The 18,497-nt window shown below is 50.6% G+C and carries 19 protein-coding genes; 10 read left to right on the top strand and 9 right to left on the bottom strand.

What is annotated here, in order from left to right; all coding sequences use genetic code 11:
• Window positions 1-1,119, top strand: coding sequence for an aminotransferase class I/II-fold pyridoxal phosphate-dependent enzyme (locus EL143_RS05655; RefSeq protein ID WP_085415703.1), 1,119 nt, complete (start codon window positions 1-3; stop codon window positions 1,117-1,119).
• Between the two features lie 296 nt (window positions 1,120-1,415).
• Window positions 1,416-2,561, top strand: a complete 1,146-nt coding sequence (locus EL143_RS05650) for an iron-containing alcohol dehydrogenase (protein ID WP_085415704.1) — start codon at window positions 1,416-1,418, stop codon at window positions 2,559-2,561.
• A 195-nt stretch (window positions 2,562-2,756) separates the two neighbouring features.
• Here EL143_RS05650 and EL143_RS05645 read toward each other — a convergent pair whose 3' ends face one another.
• Complete coding sequence (locus EL143_RS05645; RefSeq protein ID WP_085415705.1) at window positions 2,757-3,233, bottom strand: FKBP-type peptidyl-prolyl cis-trans isomerase; 477 nt, start codon at window positions 3,231-3,233, stop codon at window positions 2,757-2,759.
• A 595-nt stretch (window positions 3,234-3,828) separates the two neighbouring features.
• Here EL143_RS05645 and EL143_RS05640 point away from each other — a divergent pair.
• The 4 genes from EL143_RS05640 to rnhA all read left to right on the top strand — a co-directional run bounded on the left by EL143_RS05640 (window position 3,829) and on the right by rnhA (window position 7,094).
• A complete protein-coding gene (locus tag EL143_RS05640; RefSeq protein ID WP_085415706.1) occupies window positions 3,829-4,155 on the top strand; it encodes a hypothetical protein in 327 nt (108 codons plus the stop codon).
• A gap of 150 nt (window positions 4,156-4,305) precedes the next feature.
• Window positions 4,306-5,679, top strand: a complete 1,374-nt coding sequence (locus EL143_RS05635) for an FAD-binding oxidoreductase (protein WP_085415707.1) — start codon at window positions 4,306-4,308, stop codon at window positions 5,677-5,679.
• 23 nt (window positions 5,680-5,702) lie between these two features.
• Entirely contained in the window at window positions 5,703-6,647 is a 945-nt protein-coding gene (locus tag EL143_RS05630) for a TraB/GumN family protein (protein ID WP_085415708.1), read from the top strand.
• 12 nt (window positions 6,648-6,659) lie between these two features.
• Window positions 6,660-7,094 (top strand): ribonuclease HI, encoded by a 435-nt coding sequence (gene rnhA / locus EL143_RS05625; protein ID WP_085415709.1) that lies wholly within the window; start codon window positions 6,660-6,662, stop codon window positions 7,092-7,094.
• A 260-nt stretch (window positions 7,095-7,354) separates the two neighbouring features.
• Here rnhA and clpP read toward each other — a convergent pair whose 3' ends face one another.
• The 6 genes from clpP to EL143_RS05595 form a co-directional block, all read right to left on the bottom strand.
• On the bottom strand, window positions 7,355-7,993 hold the full coding sequence (gene clpP, locus EL143_RS05620) for an ATP-dependent Clp endopeptidase proteolytic subunit ClpP (protein ID WP_085415710.1): 639 nt from the start codon (window positions 7,991-7,993) through the stop codon (window positions 7,355-7,357).
• A gap of 94 nt (window positions 7,994-8,087) precedes the next feature.
• Complete coding sequence (gene tig / locus EL143_RS05615; RefSeq protein ID WP_085415711.1) at window positions 8,088-9,401, bottom strand: trigger factor; 1,314 nt, start codon at window positions 9,399-9,401, stop codon at window positions 8,088-8,090.
• A gap of 191 nt (window positions 9,402-9,592) precedes the next feature.
• Complete coding sequence (locus tag EL143_RS05610) at window positions 9,593-10,465, bottom strand: DUF1853 family protein (protein ID WP_085415712.1); 873 nt, start codon at window positions 10,463-10,465, stop codon at window positions 9,593-9,595.
• Window positions 10,466-10,525: 60 nt separating this feature from the next.
• On the bottom strand, window positions 10,526-11,806 hold the full coding sequence (locus EL143_RS05605) for a surface lipoprotein assembly modifier (protein ID WP_158087811.1): 1,281 nt from the start codon (window positions 11,804-11,806) through the stop codon (window positions 10,526-10,528).
• A gap of 233 nt (window positions 11,807-12,039) precedes the next feature.
• The gene (locus EL143_RS05600) at window positions 12,040-12,381 is read right to left on the bottom strand and encodes a carboxymuconolactone decarboxylase family protein (RefSeq protein ID WP_085415714.1); all 342 of its coding nucleotides are present in this window, start codon (window positions 12,379-12,381) and stop codon (window positions 12,040-12,042) included.
• A gap of 148 nt (window positions 12,382-12,529) precedes the next feature.
• Window positions 12,530-13,897: a DEAD/DEAH box helicase gene (locus EL143_RS05595; RefSeq protein ID WP_085415715.1), complete on the bottom strand. Its 1,368-nt coding sequence runs from the start codon at window positions 13,895-13,897 to the stop codon at window positions 12,530-12,532.
• A 400-nt stretch (window positions 13,898-14,297) separates the two neighbouring features.
• Between EL143_RS05595 and EL143_RS05590 the strand changes: the two genes are divergently transcribed.
• The 3 genes from EL143_RS05590 (at window position 14,298) to EL143_RS05580 (ending at window position 16,079) form a co-directional block, all read left to right on the top strand.
• Window positions 14,298-14,540, top strand: coding sequence for a hypothetical protein (locus EL143_RS05590; RefSeq protein ID WP_085415716.1), 243 nt, complete (start codon window positions 14,298-14,300; stop codon window positions 14,538-14,540).
• Between the two features lie 213 nt (window positions 14,541-14,753).
• A complete protein-coding gene (locus EL143_RS05585; protein WP_085415717.1) occupies window positions 14,754-15,359 on the top strand; it encodes a glutathione S-transferase family protein in 606 nt (201 codons plus the stop codon).
• A 9-nt stretch (window positions 15,360-15,368) separates the two neighbouring features.
• Window positions 15,369-16,079 (top strand): helix-turn-helix transcriptional regulator, encoded by a 711-nt coding sequence (locus EL143_RS05580; protein WP_085415718.1) that lies wholly within the window; start codon window positions 15,369-15,371, stop codon window positions 16,077-16,079.
• Window positions 16,080-16,120: 41 nt separating this feature from the next.
• On the opposite strand, the gene EL143_RS05575 is transcribed toward EL143_RS05580, so the two are convergent.
• On the bottom strand, window positions 16,121-16,516 hold the full coding sequence (locus tag EL143_RS05575; protein WP_126326644.1) for a hypothetical protein: 396 nt from the start codon (window positions 16,514-16,516) through the stop codon (window positions 16,121-16,123).
• 70 nt (window positions 16,517-16,586) lie between these two features.
• Entirely contained in the window at window positions 16,587-17,387 is an 801-nt protein-coding gene (locus tag EL143_RS05570; RefSeq protein WP_085415720.1) for an RNA methyltransferase, read from the bottom strand.
• A gap of 231 nt (window positions 17,388-17,618) precedes the next feature.
• On the opposite strand from EL143_RS05570, the gene EL143_RS05565 reads away from it, so the two are divergent.
• Window positions 17,619-18,407: an inositol monophosphatase family protein gene (locus EL143_RS05565; RefSeq protein ID WP_085415721.1), complete on the top strand. Its 789-nt coding sequence runs from the start codon at window positions 17,619-17,621 to the stop codon at window positions 18,405-18,407.
• Window positions 18,408-18,497 lie beyond the last annotated feature (90 nt).

Raw genomic sequence — 18,497 nt, 5'->3', positions numbered from 1 at the left:
ATGCAGTATTTCCAAACCCGGCTCGAACAATTGGCAGCGCAAAACCAACTGCGCCGCCTTTCCCGCATTTCCGAGTGCCGCCTCAATTGCAGCAGCAACGATTATCTCGGTTTAAGCCAATCCTCCGAATTGCAGGCCGAGTTCCTCAACCGCTTTTCAGACAGGCATTTGCCTGCTTTCGGCAGCACCTCATCCCGCCTGCTTGCCGGCAATTCCGAATATCACGAAGCGCTCGAAGCCACGCTGCAACAAGCCTACGGCCGCCCCGCCCTGCTCTTCAACAGCGGTTATCATGCCAATATCGGCATCCTGCCAGCCATCGCCGACAAACACACCTTGATTTTGGCCGACAAACTGGTACACGCCAGCCTGATAGACGGCATCCGCTTATCCGGCGCACCCTACAAACGCTTCCGCCATAACGACACCGCCCAACTCGCCCGCCTGCTAAACGAACATGCCGCCCAATACCGCCATGTCATCATCGTTACCGAAAGCATTTTCAGTATGGACGGAGACTTTGCCCCGCTTGCCGAACTCGTCAATCTTAAAAACCGACATCCCAACACATTGATTTATTTGGATGAAGCCCATGCCGTCGGCGTATACGGCACGAGCGGCTTAGGGCTGGCAGAGCACTATGCCTGTCTGAAAAGCATTGATATTTTAATTGGAACATTCGGCAAAGCCGCCGCCTCCATCGGCGCGTACGCCATTTGCAACGATACTTTAAAATCCTACCTCATCAACACCATGCGCCCGCTGATTTTCAGCACCGCCTTGCCCCCGCTCAACGCAGCATGGTCGGATTTCGTGTTCCAAAAATTCCCTTTCTGGCAGGCAAAGCGAGAGCATCTCAACCACATCTCAACCAAATTAAGAACCGCCATCCGGCAACGCGGCCTACCCATGCCGAGCCAAAGCAACGTCGTGCCTTACATAACCGGCAGCAACCAAAAAGCCGAACAGCTCGCAGCAGAGCTGCAACAGCAAGGCTGCCACGTTCTGCCCATCCGCCCGCCCACAGTCCCCCGCAACACCGCCCGCCTGCGCTTTTCATTAACCGCCGATATGCAGGAAAGCGATATCGACTGGCTGATTGGTTTATTGCCTGTCTGAAAACAAAACCAAACAAAACAATTACATAATTGATAATCCACACCCCTAACCGACAAGTTTCAGCACAACTGCACAAAGAAATAAGCCTCTTTCAAATAACAAATTCTTGATATAAAAATGCTTACTATCGCTTATTTAAAATAAATAAATTGCAAATTTAACCTTCATTATAGAAATCGGCTTGCAGATTAAATCGGCTTATGGCACTTTGAATACATCAATGCAAAGCAGCAAGCTAAAGGAGCGCATTGATTATTAACGGACTAACTCATAAAAACTAAACGAGGAGCAAAACCATGGCAACACAATTCTTCATGCCCGTACAAAACATTTTGGGAGCCGGCGCCTTAGACGAAGCAATGGACGTTATCTCCGCCCTCGGCTTGAAAAAAGCCCTGATTATTACCGACGGAGGTTTGAGCAAACTCGGCGTAGCCGACCAAATCGGCAGCCTGTTGAAAGGCAAAGGCATCGACTACGCCGTGTTCGACAAAGCACAGCCCAACCCGACCGTATCCAATGTAAATGCCGGTTTGGAGCAGCTGAAAAGCTCAGGTGCTGAATTTATCGTTTCTTTGGGCGGCGGTTCATCACACGACTGTGCCAAAGCCGTTGCCATCGTAGCGTCAAACGGCGGCAAAATCGAAGATTACGAAGGCTTGAATAAAGCCAAAAAACCGCAATTGCCTCTGATTTCCATCAACACCACTGCCGGCACGGCATCCGAGATGACCCGCTTTGCCGTCATTACCGACGAATCGCGCCATGTGAAAATGGCCATTGTCGATAAAAACGTTACACCCCTGCTATCGGTGAACGACCCGTCTTTGATGGAAAACATGCCTGCGCCGCTAACCGCCGCAACCGGTATGGACGCATTAACCCACGCAGTGGAAGCCTATGTATCAACCGGCGCCTCCCCAATCACCGATGCCTGCGCAGTAAAAGCCATCGAACTCATCGCCCGCTACTTACCTACCGCAGTACACGAGCCGAAAAACAAAGAAGCCCGCGAGCAAATGGCCTATGCCCAATTCTTGGCCGGTATGGCGTTTAACAATGCCTCATTAGGCTATGTACACGCAATGGCCCACCAACTGGGCGGCTTCTACGACCTGCCCCACGGCGTCTGCAACGCCCTGCTGTTGCCGCATGTAGAGCGCTTCAACCAGCAAGCTGCCAAAGAGCGCTTGGATGAGATCGGCGAAATCCTAGCCAAAAACAACAAAGACCTCGCAGGCTTGGATGTCATTGACGCCATTACCAAACTGGCAGGCATCGTAGGCATCCCCAAATCATTGAAAGAATTGGGTGTGAAAGAAGAAGACTTCGATGTGTTGGCCGACAACGCCTTGAAAGACGTGTGCGGTTTTACCAACCCGATTCAAGCCGACAAACAGCAAATCATCGGCATCTTCAAAGCTGCCTTTGACCCTGCATAAGGCTTCAAGCGGGTTTTACCCGAAACACCTTAACTCCTAACTATTACCTGCCAAATGCCTATGGATTTGGCAGGCTTTTTATCGGCGGCACCACAAATAATGCCTGTCTAAAAACTTTCAGACAGGCATTACCCGAACTTAAATATCCGTTTAATCCGAAGCATTCCAACAAGCTGATATTAAACGGCTTATCAATTAATGATGATGGCCATGCTCACCATGCACATGACCGTGGTCGATCTCCTCGGCAGTAGCCGGGCGGACATCTTCAACCGTCGCTTTAAAACGGATTTTCATACCGGCCAGAGGATGGTTGCCGTCCATCACCACCTTACCGTCCGCCACATCGGTAACACGGAACACAATCACGCCAAATTCAGGATCATCCGCTTCAAACATCATACCCACCTCAGGCTCCGTAGGCAGCGCATCTGCGTGTTCAATGCGAACCAATTGCGCATCTTGTTCGCCGAATGCTTCATCCGGCTGCATAACCACATCTACCGTATCACCTACTTTTTTCTCATGCAGCGCTTCTTCCACCAAAGGAAAAATACCGTCGTAGCCGCCATGCAGATAAGCAATCGGCTCTTCGGTTTTATCAATTAATTGGTCATTGGCATCAAACATTTCATAATGCAGTGTTACCACTGTGTCTTTCACAATACTCATCTTTTATATATTCCCTCGGTATTAATTCAGGTTTGAGCAGGCATTGTAACATACCCCACCCTGAAAATACGACGTCATATCAAGCAAAGCTTTTTCAGTAATTTGTTATATTCCGTATTAGTATCCAAATATAAATTCAATCATAATCAACACCTACCATCAGCAAAAAACCATGGTGTTAAATATTAATCATATTCTTCAAGATTATCTAATCGGTTATCTATAATACTTTTGTTGCCAATCAACAACACAAACTATACAAAAAATGCTGTTTTTATTTTATGATGACATAATTTTACGCATCGTTACAACACAATAAGCTATTGAAATAAATCAATAAAAAGGTATTAATTCTGTAAATCTGAAATTATTTCACATCAACAGGGAACTCTTGGCACATTCTTACTGACTAAGTTTCCATACCCCAAAAATTAAGCACGGTGCCCCAACTGATTGCATTGCAATCAGCGCTCGTGCATAATTATGGAAAATTCAATAATGAATTTGTAATCAAATCAAGCTAGACATTTAATATGTTTAACTTTTTGATAGTTTTAACTCCCTTAATTGATCAAATAAGAGAAGGTACATTAAAATGAAAAAAACTTTGTTTGCTGCCGCCCTGATGTCTTTGGCTTTGGCTGCCTGCGATAACAAACCAGCTGCCCAATCAGCAAGCGAAGCTGCCGCTTCTGCTGCTTCCGTAGCTGAAACTGCTGCCGCTTCTGCTGCTTCTGCCGCCGATGTAGCTGCTTCTGAAGCTCAAGCTGCTACTTCTGCCGCCGCTTCTAACGTTGATGCCGCTGCTTCTAAAGTAGAAACTGCTGCTGCTTCTGCCGCTTCTAAAGTTGAAGCTGCTGTTGACGCTGCCGCTTCTAAAGTTCAAGAAGCTGCCGCTTCTGTTGCTTCTGCTACCAAATAAGCAGTGCGTTAAATACAAAAAAACAGGATGCTTTAAAGCATCCTGTTTTTTGCTTTCAGACAGGCGTTTCATTGAATATGCCTGTCTGAAAAGCTTGAACTTGCAAGCATCCCTCCGTTAATATGACGGTTTTATTTTTCAGAACACACCATGTCCGCCAGCAATCCTTTCAGCAGGCTTACAAACCTGCTGGATGCCTCCGAAATCATAACCGACACCACCCCGTTACTTACAGACCAAAGGCGCCGCTATACCGGCTTGGCCGATATTGTGGTGCAGCCCCAAAGCATTGAAAGCGTACAAGCAATTATGCGCTTTTGCTTTGAACACAAAATTCCGGTCACTCCGCAAGGCGGTAACACGGGCTTATGCGGTGCAGCCGTGCCGAATGGCGGCGTACTTCTGAATTTAAACAAACTCAACCGCATACGCGATATCAATCTTGCCGACAACAGCATAACGGTTGATGCCGGCTGCATTTTGAAAAATGTGCAACAGGCCGCCGAAGAAGCGGATCGGTTTTTTCCATTAAGCCTGGCTAGCGAAGGCTCTTGCCAAATCGGTGGCAATATTGCCTGCAATGCAGGCGGACTCAATGTTTTACGCTACGGCACCATGCGTGATTTGGTCATCGGCTTGGAAGTGGTGCTGCCCGACGGCGAGCTGGTCGAGCACCTTACGCCTTTACACAAAAACACCACCGGCTACGACTTGCGCCATTTATTTATCGGCAGCGAAGGCACCTTAGGCATTATTACCGGTGCCACGCTCAAACTTTTTGCTCTGAACAAAAGCAAGGCCACCGCCTGGGTGGGGCTTGCCGATATAGCATCTGCCATTCATCTTTTATCACTTATTCAAGCCCGCTTTGCCGAACGTTTGATCAGTTACGAACTGATTAGTGATTTTGCGTTAAACCTCTCTTCCGAATTCAGCTGCCTCACTGCGCCCACACAAGCACCTTGGCACGTTTTAATCGAATTGGCCGACTCCCTACCGCATCAGGATTTGGCAGACATTCTCGCTGAATTTCTGTATGAACACGGTTTTGAAAATGCCGTATTGGCCCGCTCCGAAGCCGAGCGTATTGATTTATGGACTTTGCGTGAAAACATCTCCGCATCTCAACGCAAACTCGGCGCCAGTATCAAACACGACATTGCCCTGCCGATCAAACACGTTGCCGAATTTGTCGAATATTGCGCAGAAGCTTTAAAAACCGCCTATCCCGACATTCAAATTGTCGTTTTCGGCCACCTCGGCGACGGCAGCCTGCACTACAATACATTCCTGCCACACATTTTAAGCAATGATATTTATCAATATGAAGACAGCATCAATACGATTGTTTACAATCATGTAATCCGTTTAAAAGGAACCATTGCCGCAGAGCATGGCATCGGCCAGGTCAAAAACCAATGGCTGCCGCAAGTGCGCACCGAAGCCGAAATCAACCTGATGCGCGCCATCAAAGCCCGACTTGACCCACATAACATTCTTAACCCGGGAAAACTGCTTCCTTAACTTTCAGACAGGCATGACGAAATATGCTAAAAAAACTTACTTTACTCTTTACCTTACTGGCAGGTAGCGCGTTAGCTTTGGCTTTTAACTGGCACACGCCCGAAATCACCAGCCGTTTATGGAAAATCAGCAAAAGCGGCCAGCCCGATTCTTATCTGGTTGGCACTTTCCATATCGGCAAAGCCGAACACGGCACACTTCCGCCCAAACTTGACAATATTGTTAAACAAAGCGATTTATTCGTTTCAGAAGTGATCTTACCCATCAAACCCAGCCGGGCGCTTACAAAAGACATTCAAGCCATGCAAAAACAAATGTTTGACTTGAACGGCGACCCACTCAGCCAAAAAATCGGCGACCACCGGGTTCAGCAACTTACACAACGCTTTAAAAACTCACCCAAACTCAGCGCCTTTACCCAAAATATCGAAAGTGCCGAGCCGTGGGCTGCCATGATGATGGATATGAATATCCGCCCCGAAGGTTACGAATCCGAATACGGCGTGGACTATCTGCTCAGCAAGGCCGCAGTCCGCCACAAAGTGAAACGCGACAGCTTGGAGCGCTACACGGAGCTTCCCTATCATTTCAAAAAACTACCCTTATCCCGCATCATTGAGCAGATAGATTTTTCAGCGCGCTACAAAAAAGAAAGCCACGACATACTGATTAAAATGTCCGAGTTATATTACGATAAAAAATACATCGAATTATTCCGCCTCAACGCGGATTACAGCCGCTATAACCATATTCCCGATTTCCCCAAAGAAAGCATCCTATTTTGGAAAAACTGGCTGGAGCAGGATTTACTGGCTTCACGCAACCAAAAATGGGGGCCGAAGCTCTTACAGATATTGCCCGATAAAAAGACCCTCATCGCAGTAGGTGCCGCCCATCTGGTTGACGACAGCGGCCTGATTCTCCAACTCCGCCGACACGGTTACACAGTAGAACCTGTCGAAGAATAACCAAACACATATATGGACAAAACCGTATACCTCTATACAGACGGTGCTTGCAAAGGCAACCCCGGCGCAGGCGGCTGGGGCGTATTGCTGCGTTACGGCGGCCATGAAAAAGAGCTTTTCGGCGGCGAAGCGGCAACCACCAATAACCGTATGGAACTGACTGCGGTTATAGAAGGTTTGAAAGCACTCAAGCGGCGTTGCCGCGTCATCATTTGCACCGATTCGCAATATGTTAAAAACGGCATGGAAAGCTGGATACACGGCTGGAAAAAAAACGGCTGGAAAACCGCCGCCAAAAAACCGGTAAAAAATGAAGACTTATGGCGTGAGCTTGATCTTTTAGTAGACGAGCACGAAGTTTCTTGGCAATGGATTAAAGGCCATGCCGGGCACCCTGAAAACGAGCGCGCCGATGAGCTGGCCAACCGCGGGGCGGCACAGTTATAGTCAATCAGCTTAAAAACAGCACACCTGCCATACTCAGGCTGACCGGGTATCTTGAGTTTTAGCAAGTTCGGGAGATACTCGGGCCAAGCCCGAGTATGACGGTATCGTTATTAAACTTAAGTGAGGTGAATTGACTATAACGTTGTTATTGTTATGCAAATGAATTGGCTATATCAAGTTCATTTGCTGATTGATTCGCCAAACGGCCAAATAAATGCCTGTCTGAAAGTTTTCAGACAGGCATTGTTTTCCGCTAAACCTTATTGATTTGCCACCGCTTTAGCGGCATCTTCCCGGGTTTCTATCACTTCGTCAACCAAACCGTATTCTTTAGCGGCATCGGCCGACATAAAATTATCACGGTCTGTATCGCGTTCTATTTTTTCCAGAGGCTGACCGGTGTGCTTAGCAAGAAAATGATTCAGCTTTTCTTTAATTTTAATCAATTCGCGCGCATGAATTTCAATGTCGGAAGCCTGCCCTCCCAAACCGCCGCTGATTAACGGCTGATGAATCATAATCCGGCTGTTGGGCAGAGCAAACCGCTTGCCTTTTGCGCCTGCGGAAAGCAAAAATGCACCCATGCTGGCTGCCTGACCCAAGCACAAAGTGGATACATCCGGTTTAATGAAATTCATGGTATCGAAAATCGACATACCCGCTGTTACCGAGCCGCCGGGAGAGTTGATATAGAAATAAATGTCTTTATCGGGATTTTCACTTTCCAGAAACAGCATCTGAGCCACCACCAAATTGGCAGTGTGGTCATTAACGGGACCTACCAAAAAAATGATGCGCTCTTTCAGCAGGCGCGAGTAAATATCAAAAGCGCGTTCACCGCGGCCGCTTTGTTCTATCACGGTAGGAATCAGGGTATTGGCTGTAATTTCGGGAATCATCACAACTCCTTATTTTAAAAGTTGGAAAGCACCAAAGCGTTGCCACTTCGGTGCTTTGCTCATAACTGCATGGCTTGGATTGCAGAAGCAGCGATTAAATTTGCGCGCCCATCACTTCGTCAAACGACAAAGCTTTCTCGCTCACTTTTGCTTTGCCCAACACATAATCCACCACATTGGCTTCAACAGCCAAAGAAGTCGGGCCTTGCAAACGTGATTGGTCGGCAAAATACCAGTCAACCACTTCTTGCGGGTCTTCGTAGCTTTCTGCAAATTCGCTCACAATGGCTTTGATTTGCTCTTCGGTCGGCTCCAGTTTGTTTTCTTCTACCAGTGCGGCCAAAATCAAGCCCAGTTTTACGCGGCGCTCTGCTTGTTCGTTAAACATTTCGGCAGGCAGATCCATTTTGGCAGCATCAGCCATACCTTGGTTAAGGAAGTTTTGTTTCATTTCCTCGGCCAGGCGTTTCGCTTCTTCGCTTACCAGTACTTGCGGTACTTGCAGGCCTTCGGTAGCGGCCAAAAGGGCTTCCATAACAGCTTCTTTGGTTTGCGCGTCAACGCGGCGTTTTACTTCGCGTTCTACGTTTTTCTTCACTTCTTCGCGCATTTTGGCCACGTCGCCGTCGGCGATACCCAAAGCTTTGGCAAACTCTTCATCCACTTCCGGCAACACCGGCTCAGACACGTTTTTCAGCGTGATGGTAAACACAGCGGTTTTACCGGCTACGTCTTTACCGTGGTAATCTTCAGGGAAGTTTACTTCTACGTCTTTCGCTTCGTTTTCTTTCATGCCCAAGATGCCGGCTTCGAATTCAGGCAGCATTTGACCCAAACCCAAAACGAAAGGATAGTTTTGCGAAGTGCCGCCTTCAAACGGAACGCCTTCGATTTTACCTTCAAAATCGATAATCACGCGGTCGTCGTTTTTGGCTTCGCGTTCCACATGGTTGTAACGGGTACGCTGTTTGCGCAGGATGTCTACGGTTTTTTCTACTTCTTCATCGCCAACTTTGGCTGTTACTTTTTCAACTTCCTGTGCAGACAAATCGCCCACTTTCACTTCCGGGAATACTTCAAACACGGCTGCTACTTTGAGCGCATCTTTATCGTCTTGCTCTTCAACCGCTTCCAAGCGCGGGTAGCCGGCCACTTTCAATTCTTGCGCCACCACGGCATCATAAAATGCTTTTTGAGCCATTTCGTTCAACACTTCGTTTTGAACGCCTGCACCATACATAGACTCTACGATTTTCAAAGGCGCTTTACCGGGGCGGAAGCCGTCGATGCGCACACGGCGCGCAGTTTGTTTCAGACGTTTTTCCACTTCGGCATTCACTTCGCTCCAAGCCAGCGACAAGATGGCTTTGCGTTCCAAATTTTCTAATGTTTCAACAGTCACGCTCATCGTAAACCCTTAAATTTGTTTTGTTAACAAGCCGGCAGGCATCCGGCCGCCCGGCAATATCCGTATGCCGGCCGAAGCCGGGCAAAAATTTAAAACGCAAATTGTATCATAGTGTTGTTAAGAATGATATGGAAACGGTAATGCTCCCGGCCGATACATTTTGCCGCAAACCCTTTTCAGACAGACATATATCAATTTACCGGCCGACCCGGTTTCATGATACGCAGAATTTCGTGCATCATACCGTCGGACCGTTGCTCCATCAGCGCGACAAATCTGCCCGACAACGGTTCGATTTCCTCGCCGCCGCAGCATTGTTCGGGTTCGACGCGGGCCGGAGCGAGCAAGTCCATCTGCGGCAAAACATAAAATACCGCCTGCTCTCCGAAAGACAAAAGCCCGTCCTGCTCAAAATATCGCCCGTGCCAGCCGCAGGGGTTTAACGGAGCGGCGGTAAACCCATGCCCTTCTGCGGCAAATCCCATGCCTTTCACCAGCGATACCGACCGGCATCGGCCGGTTTCTATTCCTGCTTCGGCAAGCGCCCGCTTTCCCGCACCGCTGCTTGGCAAAGCAAGCTGCTTAAGCAATTTGGCTGCTTTGTCGGCCAATCTATCGGCAGCATTCAAACCGACCATTGTTTCGGGTTCCGCATGAATGCTTCCATAATATTTGCATGTTAATTCAATGTGATAAACCTCATCATCCAGCTCTGCCAAATAATCCAGCGCGCCCAAAGTCTGTTTGCCCGATTCATCCCGAACCGGCAAATTGCGCGCCAGCAGGTTTGCGTGCGGCGCATGAGCCAGCCAAAAGGCCAGTAAACTTTCTGCATAAAACCCCAAGCGGTGGCCGAAAGGCGCTTCGGCAGCCAAATGCTGCTTGAGCGGCGCAGGATTGCCGTCCAATTCAAGCAGATAACGGAAACCCTGCCTGCCCAACAGTTTGCACACCGGCAGCTCGCAGCCGGTTTCCCACAACGCAGGCGCGGTGAGGATGGAGGCAAGTGCGCGCACATCCTTATCGGTAAGCCACCACCACAGTGCGTTTAAAGCGTAATTCATCATTCATTCTTTGTTGTTATTCAGGTTTTCAGACAGGCATTATATAGAGAGACGAAAGTCTTAAAACTTTTTTTCCAAGCTCATAAACCATTGCGAGTTTTCCTTTGATGACGAGCCGATATTGCTGTCAACCTTGGAATAACGGTAATCGATTTTGGGCGCCACGCCTTTCCAGCGCCGCGGCTGGTATGAAATCGACGCACTGGCATTGTATTCGTTGTCGCGCCGGCCGATGCCGTAAAGCGGCTCGGAATGGTCGAATTCGCGCCGCCCGTATTGGAAAGAAGCGCCGGCCTTAAACCCGCTTTCAAATTGGCGCGAAATACCGGTGCGCAGCACGGTTCGGTCAGAAGCTCGCGTTGCGTTGCGCGTAAGATCGGCACGGTAATCCGCGCCGGCGCTGATTAACCATGCGCTGTCGGGACGCCATTCGGCCGTACCCGATATGCTGTTGATATTGCCGTCGAAATATTTTGCATGGTTGGGATTGTTAAAGCTGCGGTTAACGCTGGACGCGGAAAGCGACACCCGCCAGTTGTCATTGAGTTTATTGTGATACGCCGCGGAAGCGCCTGTGTTGAGCGTGTATTTCTCGCTGCCCAGCCAGCTTTGCTCGGTATAGGGCGTGAGCGACCAGCTTTGTTTGCCCGAGCTGCTGCGGTAGCCTGCCGCCAAGCGGACGAAATGGGTGCTGCGGTCGTAATAATCCCAATAATGCGTGCCGCCGCTGGTCAGGCCGAGACGCAGGCGGTGGTTGCCTTTCAGGCTGAAATCGTGTTCCGCGCCCAGATTGAAGCGCAAAGCATCATTGTTTTTTTCTTGATGGGGATAAGCGGCACGCGAAGCATTTGAGCTGCGCGAACGGTAGCCCTGATTATTGTGAACTTGACTCAGGCTGATCGGAAGCTGCCACACATCGGAAGCCTGCAACCGCCTGCCGAAATCGCCTGCGCGCGGTTGCGCGCGCGCGGCGGAAAGATTGGTAATGCTGGCCATCCGCGCTTCCTGCCACTCCGGGCGCTGCGCCAATACGCGGCGGAACAAGGCCTGCGCCTGCGCGTATTCCCCTTTGCTGCTGCGCCAGCGGGCCTCGACATAATCGGCAAACACCTGATCGGTCAGAAAGCGGCTGCGGTATTGCTGCAATAATTCGGGCATGTTTTGCCAATCCTGCTCGGCCAGCGCGGCTTCCAGCCCGGATTTCAGCTCTTGATCGGAAGGCTGCGCCGGCTCGGCCGGGCGGTAAGGCAGGTCGGCGGAAGCGGACTGCACGTCGTCGTCCGCTGCGAAAACGCATCGGAGCGACAAACATAAAATCAACAGCAAAGCTGCACGCTTCATAACAAATATGCAAATAGGATTTTTAAAAAAGGATTTTGCCCCAAAGGCGGCATGTAAGACAAGTGTGTCGGATTGGCGGTTGTGAAACGGGACTGTTTTCGGTTGGAGTAATGAGTATGCCTGTCTGAAAAATAAAGGGCTGAAGTCGATCAGCTTTTTTAAGTTTATCCGGCATAAACAAAAAGGCCGCCTGAACATTTTCAGACAGCCTTTATCGGCAACATGACGCTCAATCAGCTTTGCGCTTTAACCGCTTCCATAGCACGCAGCGCATAGGTGTAAGCTGCGCCGGCATTCATAGCGATGGCGGTAGCCAACGCACCTGCGATTTCGCTTTCGGTGGCGCCCGCTTTGGCGGCGGCTTCGGCGTGCACGCTGATGCAGCTTTCGCAGCGGGTGGTAATGGCAACGGCCAGCGAAATCAGTTCGCGGGTTTTTTCGTCCAGCGCTTCGGCGGCCGACGCCTGATCCAGTGCAATGAACGCTTGCAGCATTTTCGGATGGTCTTTGCCCAAAGCGGCAAAAGTGGCTTTAACGTGGGCGGTGTGCTCCGTCCAATTTTTGTAAGAAGACATGATAACGCTCCTATGTGTCAGGGGAGATTTGATTATAGACCGAACAGGCGGATTTTCAACACAAGGATTTGTCCGCACATTCTGCCGGTTAAACCAATGCCTGTCTGAAAAGGCTTTTCAGACAGGCATTGGTTATGCACGGGCGCGGTTACAGGCCGAAGTTCGGCTGCACCAGCGCACACTTTTGGCGTTCGCGGCGGCTTCGGCGGCTGCGCCCTGCGATTTTGCCGCATGCCGAACCGGCATCTTTTTCTTCGTTGCGGCGGCTGCGGGCTTCGCTGCCCGAGCTTTGCCGCTCACTGCGTTCGGCTTTTTCGCCGCGCGGCGGGCGCTGCTGCGTTTGGCTTTCCGCCTGAGCCGGGTTCAGAAAGCGCGGTTCGAAACCTTCAATCTGCTCCAGCGGAATATCGTTGCCGGTTAAAGCTTTGATGGCTTCAAACATTTTCTGCTCGTTTTCGTCCATCAAAGAAATCGCCACGCCGTCGGCGCCTGCACGGCCGGTGCGGCCGATACGGTGCACATAATCCTCTGGCTGAGTAGGCATTTCGTAGTTAATCACAAACGGCAGCTCGGCAATATCCAGCCCGCGTGCCGCCACGTCGGTGGCCACCAGCACCCGCAGGCTGCCTTCTTTGAAGGCATTTAAGGTTTCAAGGCGGGTTTGCTGTGATTTGTCGCCGTGGATAGACTGGGCGGCAATCTCGCTGCGCACCAGATTGCGGGTAACTTGGTCGACGCTTTGCTTGGTTTTGCAGAACACAATCACCTGATTCATATTCAAATCTACAATCAGGCGCTCCAGCAGGCTGCGTTTTTTGGCGGTGTCAACCGCAATCACATGCTGCTCTACATTGGCATTGGTGGTGTTTTGCGCGGCCACTTCCACTTGCTCGGGGCGGTTCATGAAATCGCTGGCCAGTTTGCGGATGGCCGGGGCGAAAGTGGCGGAAAACAGCAGGGTTTGGCGCGGCTTGGGCAGCATCTGCATGATGGTCCGGATATCGTCGATAAAGCCCATGTCGAGCATGCGGTCGGCTTCGTCGAGCACCACGATTTCCACTTTGTTTAAGTTGATGTTTTTTTGTTTGACATGGTCAAGCAGGCGGCCCACGGTGGCTACGACGATTTCACAGCCCGCGCGCAGTTCGGCGGTTTGTTTGTCCATACTCACGCCGCCGAATAAAACGGTGTGGCGCAGCGGCAGGTTTTTGATGTAACCCTGCACGTTTTGGTCGATTTGGTCTGCCAGCTCGCGCGTGGGCGTCAACACCAGCATGCGCACGGGGTGCATGGCGGGCGATGTGCTGGGGGTGGCGTAGCGTTTGAGCCGCTCGAGGCTGGGCAGCATAAACGCGGCGGTTTTTCCAGTGCCGGTTTGGGCTGCGGCGAGCAAGTCGTGACCGGCCAATGCTTTGGGGATGGCGGCCGCCTGAATGGGGGTGGGGGTTTCATAGCCCTGTTCGGTCAGGGCGGAAACGATTTCGCCGCCTAAGCCGAGTGCAGAAAATTGATTCACGTTGTTCTCCGTTGGAATAAGAATAGCCGCGCCTGATGCGTCGGGGAGAGTAAAATATTATGACATACTTTGCCCGCCTCCGCCCACGTTGCGACCACATTGCGGGTGACTGGGCCTACGGGCGGCAGGAATACAAATTGCGCGGCCCAACTTCTTGCTTTTATGATATTTTCAGACAGGCATCACCCACATCCATAACATTTCTTTTCATTTTATTACCTATTCTGTTTTTCCATCTGTTTTTTCAGAAATAGCAGGCACTTAAACACACCCGCTCCGCACTTTCTAAAATTTTTTACATTGTTACAAAGAACTAATAATCCTTACCGCACTCTGAAACAGGAGTGTTTACGCGCATAAGTAAACCTAAATATTTCAAACCAAATGAAGGACTATGATTATGAATAAAATGCTGATTGCCGCTATCTCTGCCGGCCTGATGCTGAGCGCCTGCTCTTCTATGGGCGGCAAAGACAAAGCTGCGGCCAAAGAACAAGCGCCTCAAGCCAGCGTAGAGCAGGCTTTGCAGGAATGTAAACAAACTGTCGGCGAAACTGCCGACCGCGCCGCTTTCGATGCTTGTATGAAATCTAAAGGTTTCGAGCGTCCGGCTGCACCGGCTCCGGCTCCGGCTAAACCGTAAGCCGAACCTAAAAAAATCGTGTGTGCAAACAGCCCTGTTCCTCCGACAGGGCTGTTTGCTTTGTTGTATTCTAAAGGGCAATGCCTGTCTGAAAGCGTTTCAGACAGGCATTGCCACCCCTAAATGCTCCTGACAGAAACTGACACGCCCCGTTTTTATAATGCCTGTCTGAAACAACCGTTTGTAAGTCGACACAACTTAAGGAGGCACTATATGAAAATATTCACGCTTTACACCGTTAACCCTTCGCGCGGCAGCATGATCCGCTGGATGCTGGAAGAATGCGGCGCGGATTATGACACGGTTGCCCTGTCGTTGGGAGCGGATTTGAAAACGCCGGAATATCTCGCGGTCAACCCGATGGGCAAAGTGCCTGCGCTTCAGCACAAAGGCGAAACGTTTACCGAAACCGCCGCCATCCTGACCTACCTTGCCGAGCAATTTCCCGAAACACACCTAATCCCCGAAGCAGGCTCGGTAGAACGCGGGCAATATTACCGCTGGCTGTGCTTTTCGCTGCACTTGGAATACGCCGCAATGGATAAATGGCGCGGCATCAGCAATAATGATATGCAGCGGCAAGCCATAGGCTACGGCGACTTGGATACTGCCCTGAACACCCTGCGCCGACATCTGCAAGGCAGGGAATATATGGTCGGCAGCCGCTTCAGTGCTTTGGACATTTATTACAGCGGCCTGCTGGAATGGTTGATTGCCTACGTCCAAATCATCCCTGCCGAACCTGAGTTTACCGAATATATGTCGCGCCATCTTGCGCGCCCTGCATTTGCCCGAGTGCAGGAATTGGAAAAACAGTAAAACTAAACGATGACCCGCTCCGAACGCCTGCTGATTCTCCTACACCTTCTGCGGCAAAGCCGTTATCCCGTTTCCGCCGAACAGCTTGCGGCGCAACTGGAAATCAGCGCGCGCACGGTTTACCGCGATATTGAAACGCTGCGGGCGCAAGGTGCGGAAATCGAAGGCGGCGCGGGCGTTGGCTTTGTATTGCAGAAAGCGGGCTTTGTGCTGCCGCCTTTGATGTTTGACGAAAACGAAATCGAAGCGGTGGTGTTGGGCATGCGCTGGGTGGTAGCCAATGCGGACGGGGCGCTGGCCGAGTCGGCCAAATCCGCATTGGGAAAAATAGACGCCGCGCTCCCGCAAAGCCTGTCTGAAACACTCAACCGGCAAGCGCTCTACCCCGCTCCTACCTGCAAAAACAGCTATTCCGAGCAAGAACATTCTATTTTGGAAACCATCCGGTTTGCCCTGAGAACCAACCGCCGCCTGTCTTTCGACTACACAGATGCCAACCGTCAAACCAGCCGCCGCACTGTTTGGCCGCTGGCAGTGGGCTATTTCAACGAAGCGCGGCTGATGGTGGCCTGGTGCGAACTGCGGCAGGATTACCGCCATTTCCGCCCCGACCGAATCACCCAAGCCCGCGTCGGCAATGCTTATCCGCTCCCGCGCAAAATCCTGCTCGACGAATGGCAGCGCAGGGAATGTGTGGATTTGCAGGAGTTTGATTTCTAATAGCACACAATGCCGCATGATGCTTAAAAGCGGGCTTCCCCTCAAGCGCCACTCATGGCTTTGCGCTCTTTCCTGAACCAAAACACATAGCTCACCGGCAGCCAAAGCAAAGTAAAGATGCCGCCGAACAAAAAGCCCAAGTCCGGCGCAATCATCTTCCCGCCCCCTTTATACAAGGCCACTGTAATCACCACGCTGTAAAACAGCCATGCGCCGATATTGAGCAGCCAATAATTGCGCACGTTCACTTTCGGGTTCCAATAAAACCAAATCAGGCTGTAAATGCTGGTCAAAAAACCGCCTGCCGCATAAGCGACCATCAGGTAATCACTCGGGCGGGCAAACAGGTTCATGGATAAGGTAACACCCCAAATCACAGCCATGGGAATCGCATGCAGAATAAAAATCGGCAGCAGCAGCTTCAAACGGTTCTTCATATCAAGCCTGTTCTTCTGTTTCATTACAATCGGGTAATGCCTGTCTGAAAATCTTTCAGACAGGCATGGCTTATTTCAGGTTTTTCTTTACGGTATTAAAAAAACCGCGCAGTAAATCAATATCTTCGGTTTCCGTTCCGGCGCGCGCAAACAAACTCTGCATACGGCGCATCATGCGTTCGCCGTTGCGGCGGTTGAAAAACCCGATGTCGTTCATCAGGCTTTCCATATGTTTGACCATACCCGCAATCTGCTCGTGGGTAGCCGGATGGGTTTCCGCTTCAAGGTGGTTCATGGGCAGGCCGACTTGGCTGAAAATTTCGTAGCACACCACTTGCACGGCCTGAGCCAGATTCAGTGAAAAATAATCGGGATTGCCGCTGATGGTCATCAACCGGTTGCAGCATTGCACTTCTTCAATACTCAAACCGAACGTTTCGTTGCCGAACACCAAAGCCACTTTATGCCCTGCCGCAGCCGTTTGCAGCAATTCGGGCACCAGTTCGCGCGGCGTTTGCAGCGGCGCGGTCAACTCGCGTTTGCGGCTGGTTAACGCGCAGCTGAGCACGGTATCCGATACCGCCTCTTCCAAAGTGGCAAAAATACGCGCGTTGTGCAGCACATCCGCCGCACCAGAAGCCAACACAAAGCTTTCTTCCGGCAGCATGAAATTCTGCGGGGCGGCGGCATCGAATTGCGGCGGCTGCGCCGTCATCGGCGTCTGCATCAAATTGGGCGCCACAATATCCAAATGATGCAGCCCCATGGTTTTCATGGCACGCGCCGCCGATCCGATATTGGACGGATGGCTGGTGCGGGTTAACACGATGCGGATATTGTTCAAATAATCGGGAATAGTTGGTTTTGTCATTGTATTTGGTGGTTATTTTTCTAATCAGGCGTATAATACGGTTCAGCAGCAAAAGGCCTGCGCCTTCAGCCGTCAACTTAATGCATTCATATCATTTGATTGGCTCCCAAGCTGACTCTGTTCTTTAAAAATCGTTAAACGTTTTGCAGCCGTTATACCAATCCATACGTTTTTTCAGACGATTGGCCATATTGTAACGGCTTGCCGCAATATTTTATATAGGATACTCCGATGAACCCGATTCTCAACACCGCCCTGAAAGCCGCCCGTAAAGCAGGCAGCATGATGACCCGCGCGTCCAACAACCTTTCCGCCATCAAAATAGACAGCAAAGCGTTTAACGATTTTGTTTCCGATGTCGACCGCGAATCCGAACGCATTCTGATTGAAACGCTCAAAGAAGCCTATCCCCACCATAAAATCACCACCGAAGAAACTGGCGCACACGGCAATGCCAAAGCCGAATACGAATGGATTATCGACCCTCTGGACGGTACCACCAATTATCTGCACGGCCATCCGCAATATGCCGTTTCTATGGCTTTGCTTCATAAAGGCCAACTTCAGGAAGCTTTGGTATTCGCACCCGAACGCAATGATTTATACATGGCATCCCGCGGCCAAGGCGCGCTGTTAAACGACCGCCGTATCCGCGTCTCTTCCCGCGTTGACTTAAACCAATGCCTGATCGGCACAGGCTTCCCAGTAGTCGACCAAAGCATGATGGATGATTATCTCAATATCCTGCGCGCTTTTCTGGAGCGCACGGCAGGCGCACGCAGGGAAGGCGCTGCCTCTCTGGATTTATGCGCACTGGCTTGCGGCCGCTTCGACGGCTTTTTTGAGTTCAACCTGAAACCCTGGGATGTGGCCGCCGGCGCGCTGATTGCCAAAGAAGCCGGCGCCATCATTACCGACATGCAGGGCGAACAAACTTGGTTGGAAACCGGCAACATCGTCGCCGCCAATCCTAAAATTTTGGCGCAAATGCTGCACATTATCGGCTCACATCTCAAATAACCGTAGCTATTTCACAGCTCACCAAAGGCTGTCTGAAAACCTGTTCAGACAGCCTTTTCCCATCCCACCGCCAAATCCATTACAATACCC

The organism is Neisseria canis, from assembly GCF_900636765.1.
Lineage (GTDB): Bacteria > Pseudomonadota > Gammaproteobacteria > Burkholderiales > Neisseriaceae > Neisseria > Neisseria canis.
The sequence above is the reverse complement of the archived record's forward strand: the minus strand, read 5'-3'. Positions and strand labels throughout refer to the sequence as shown.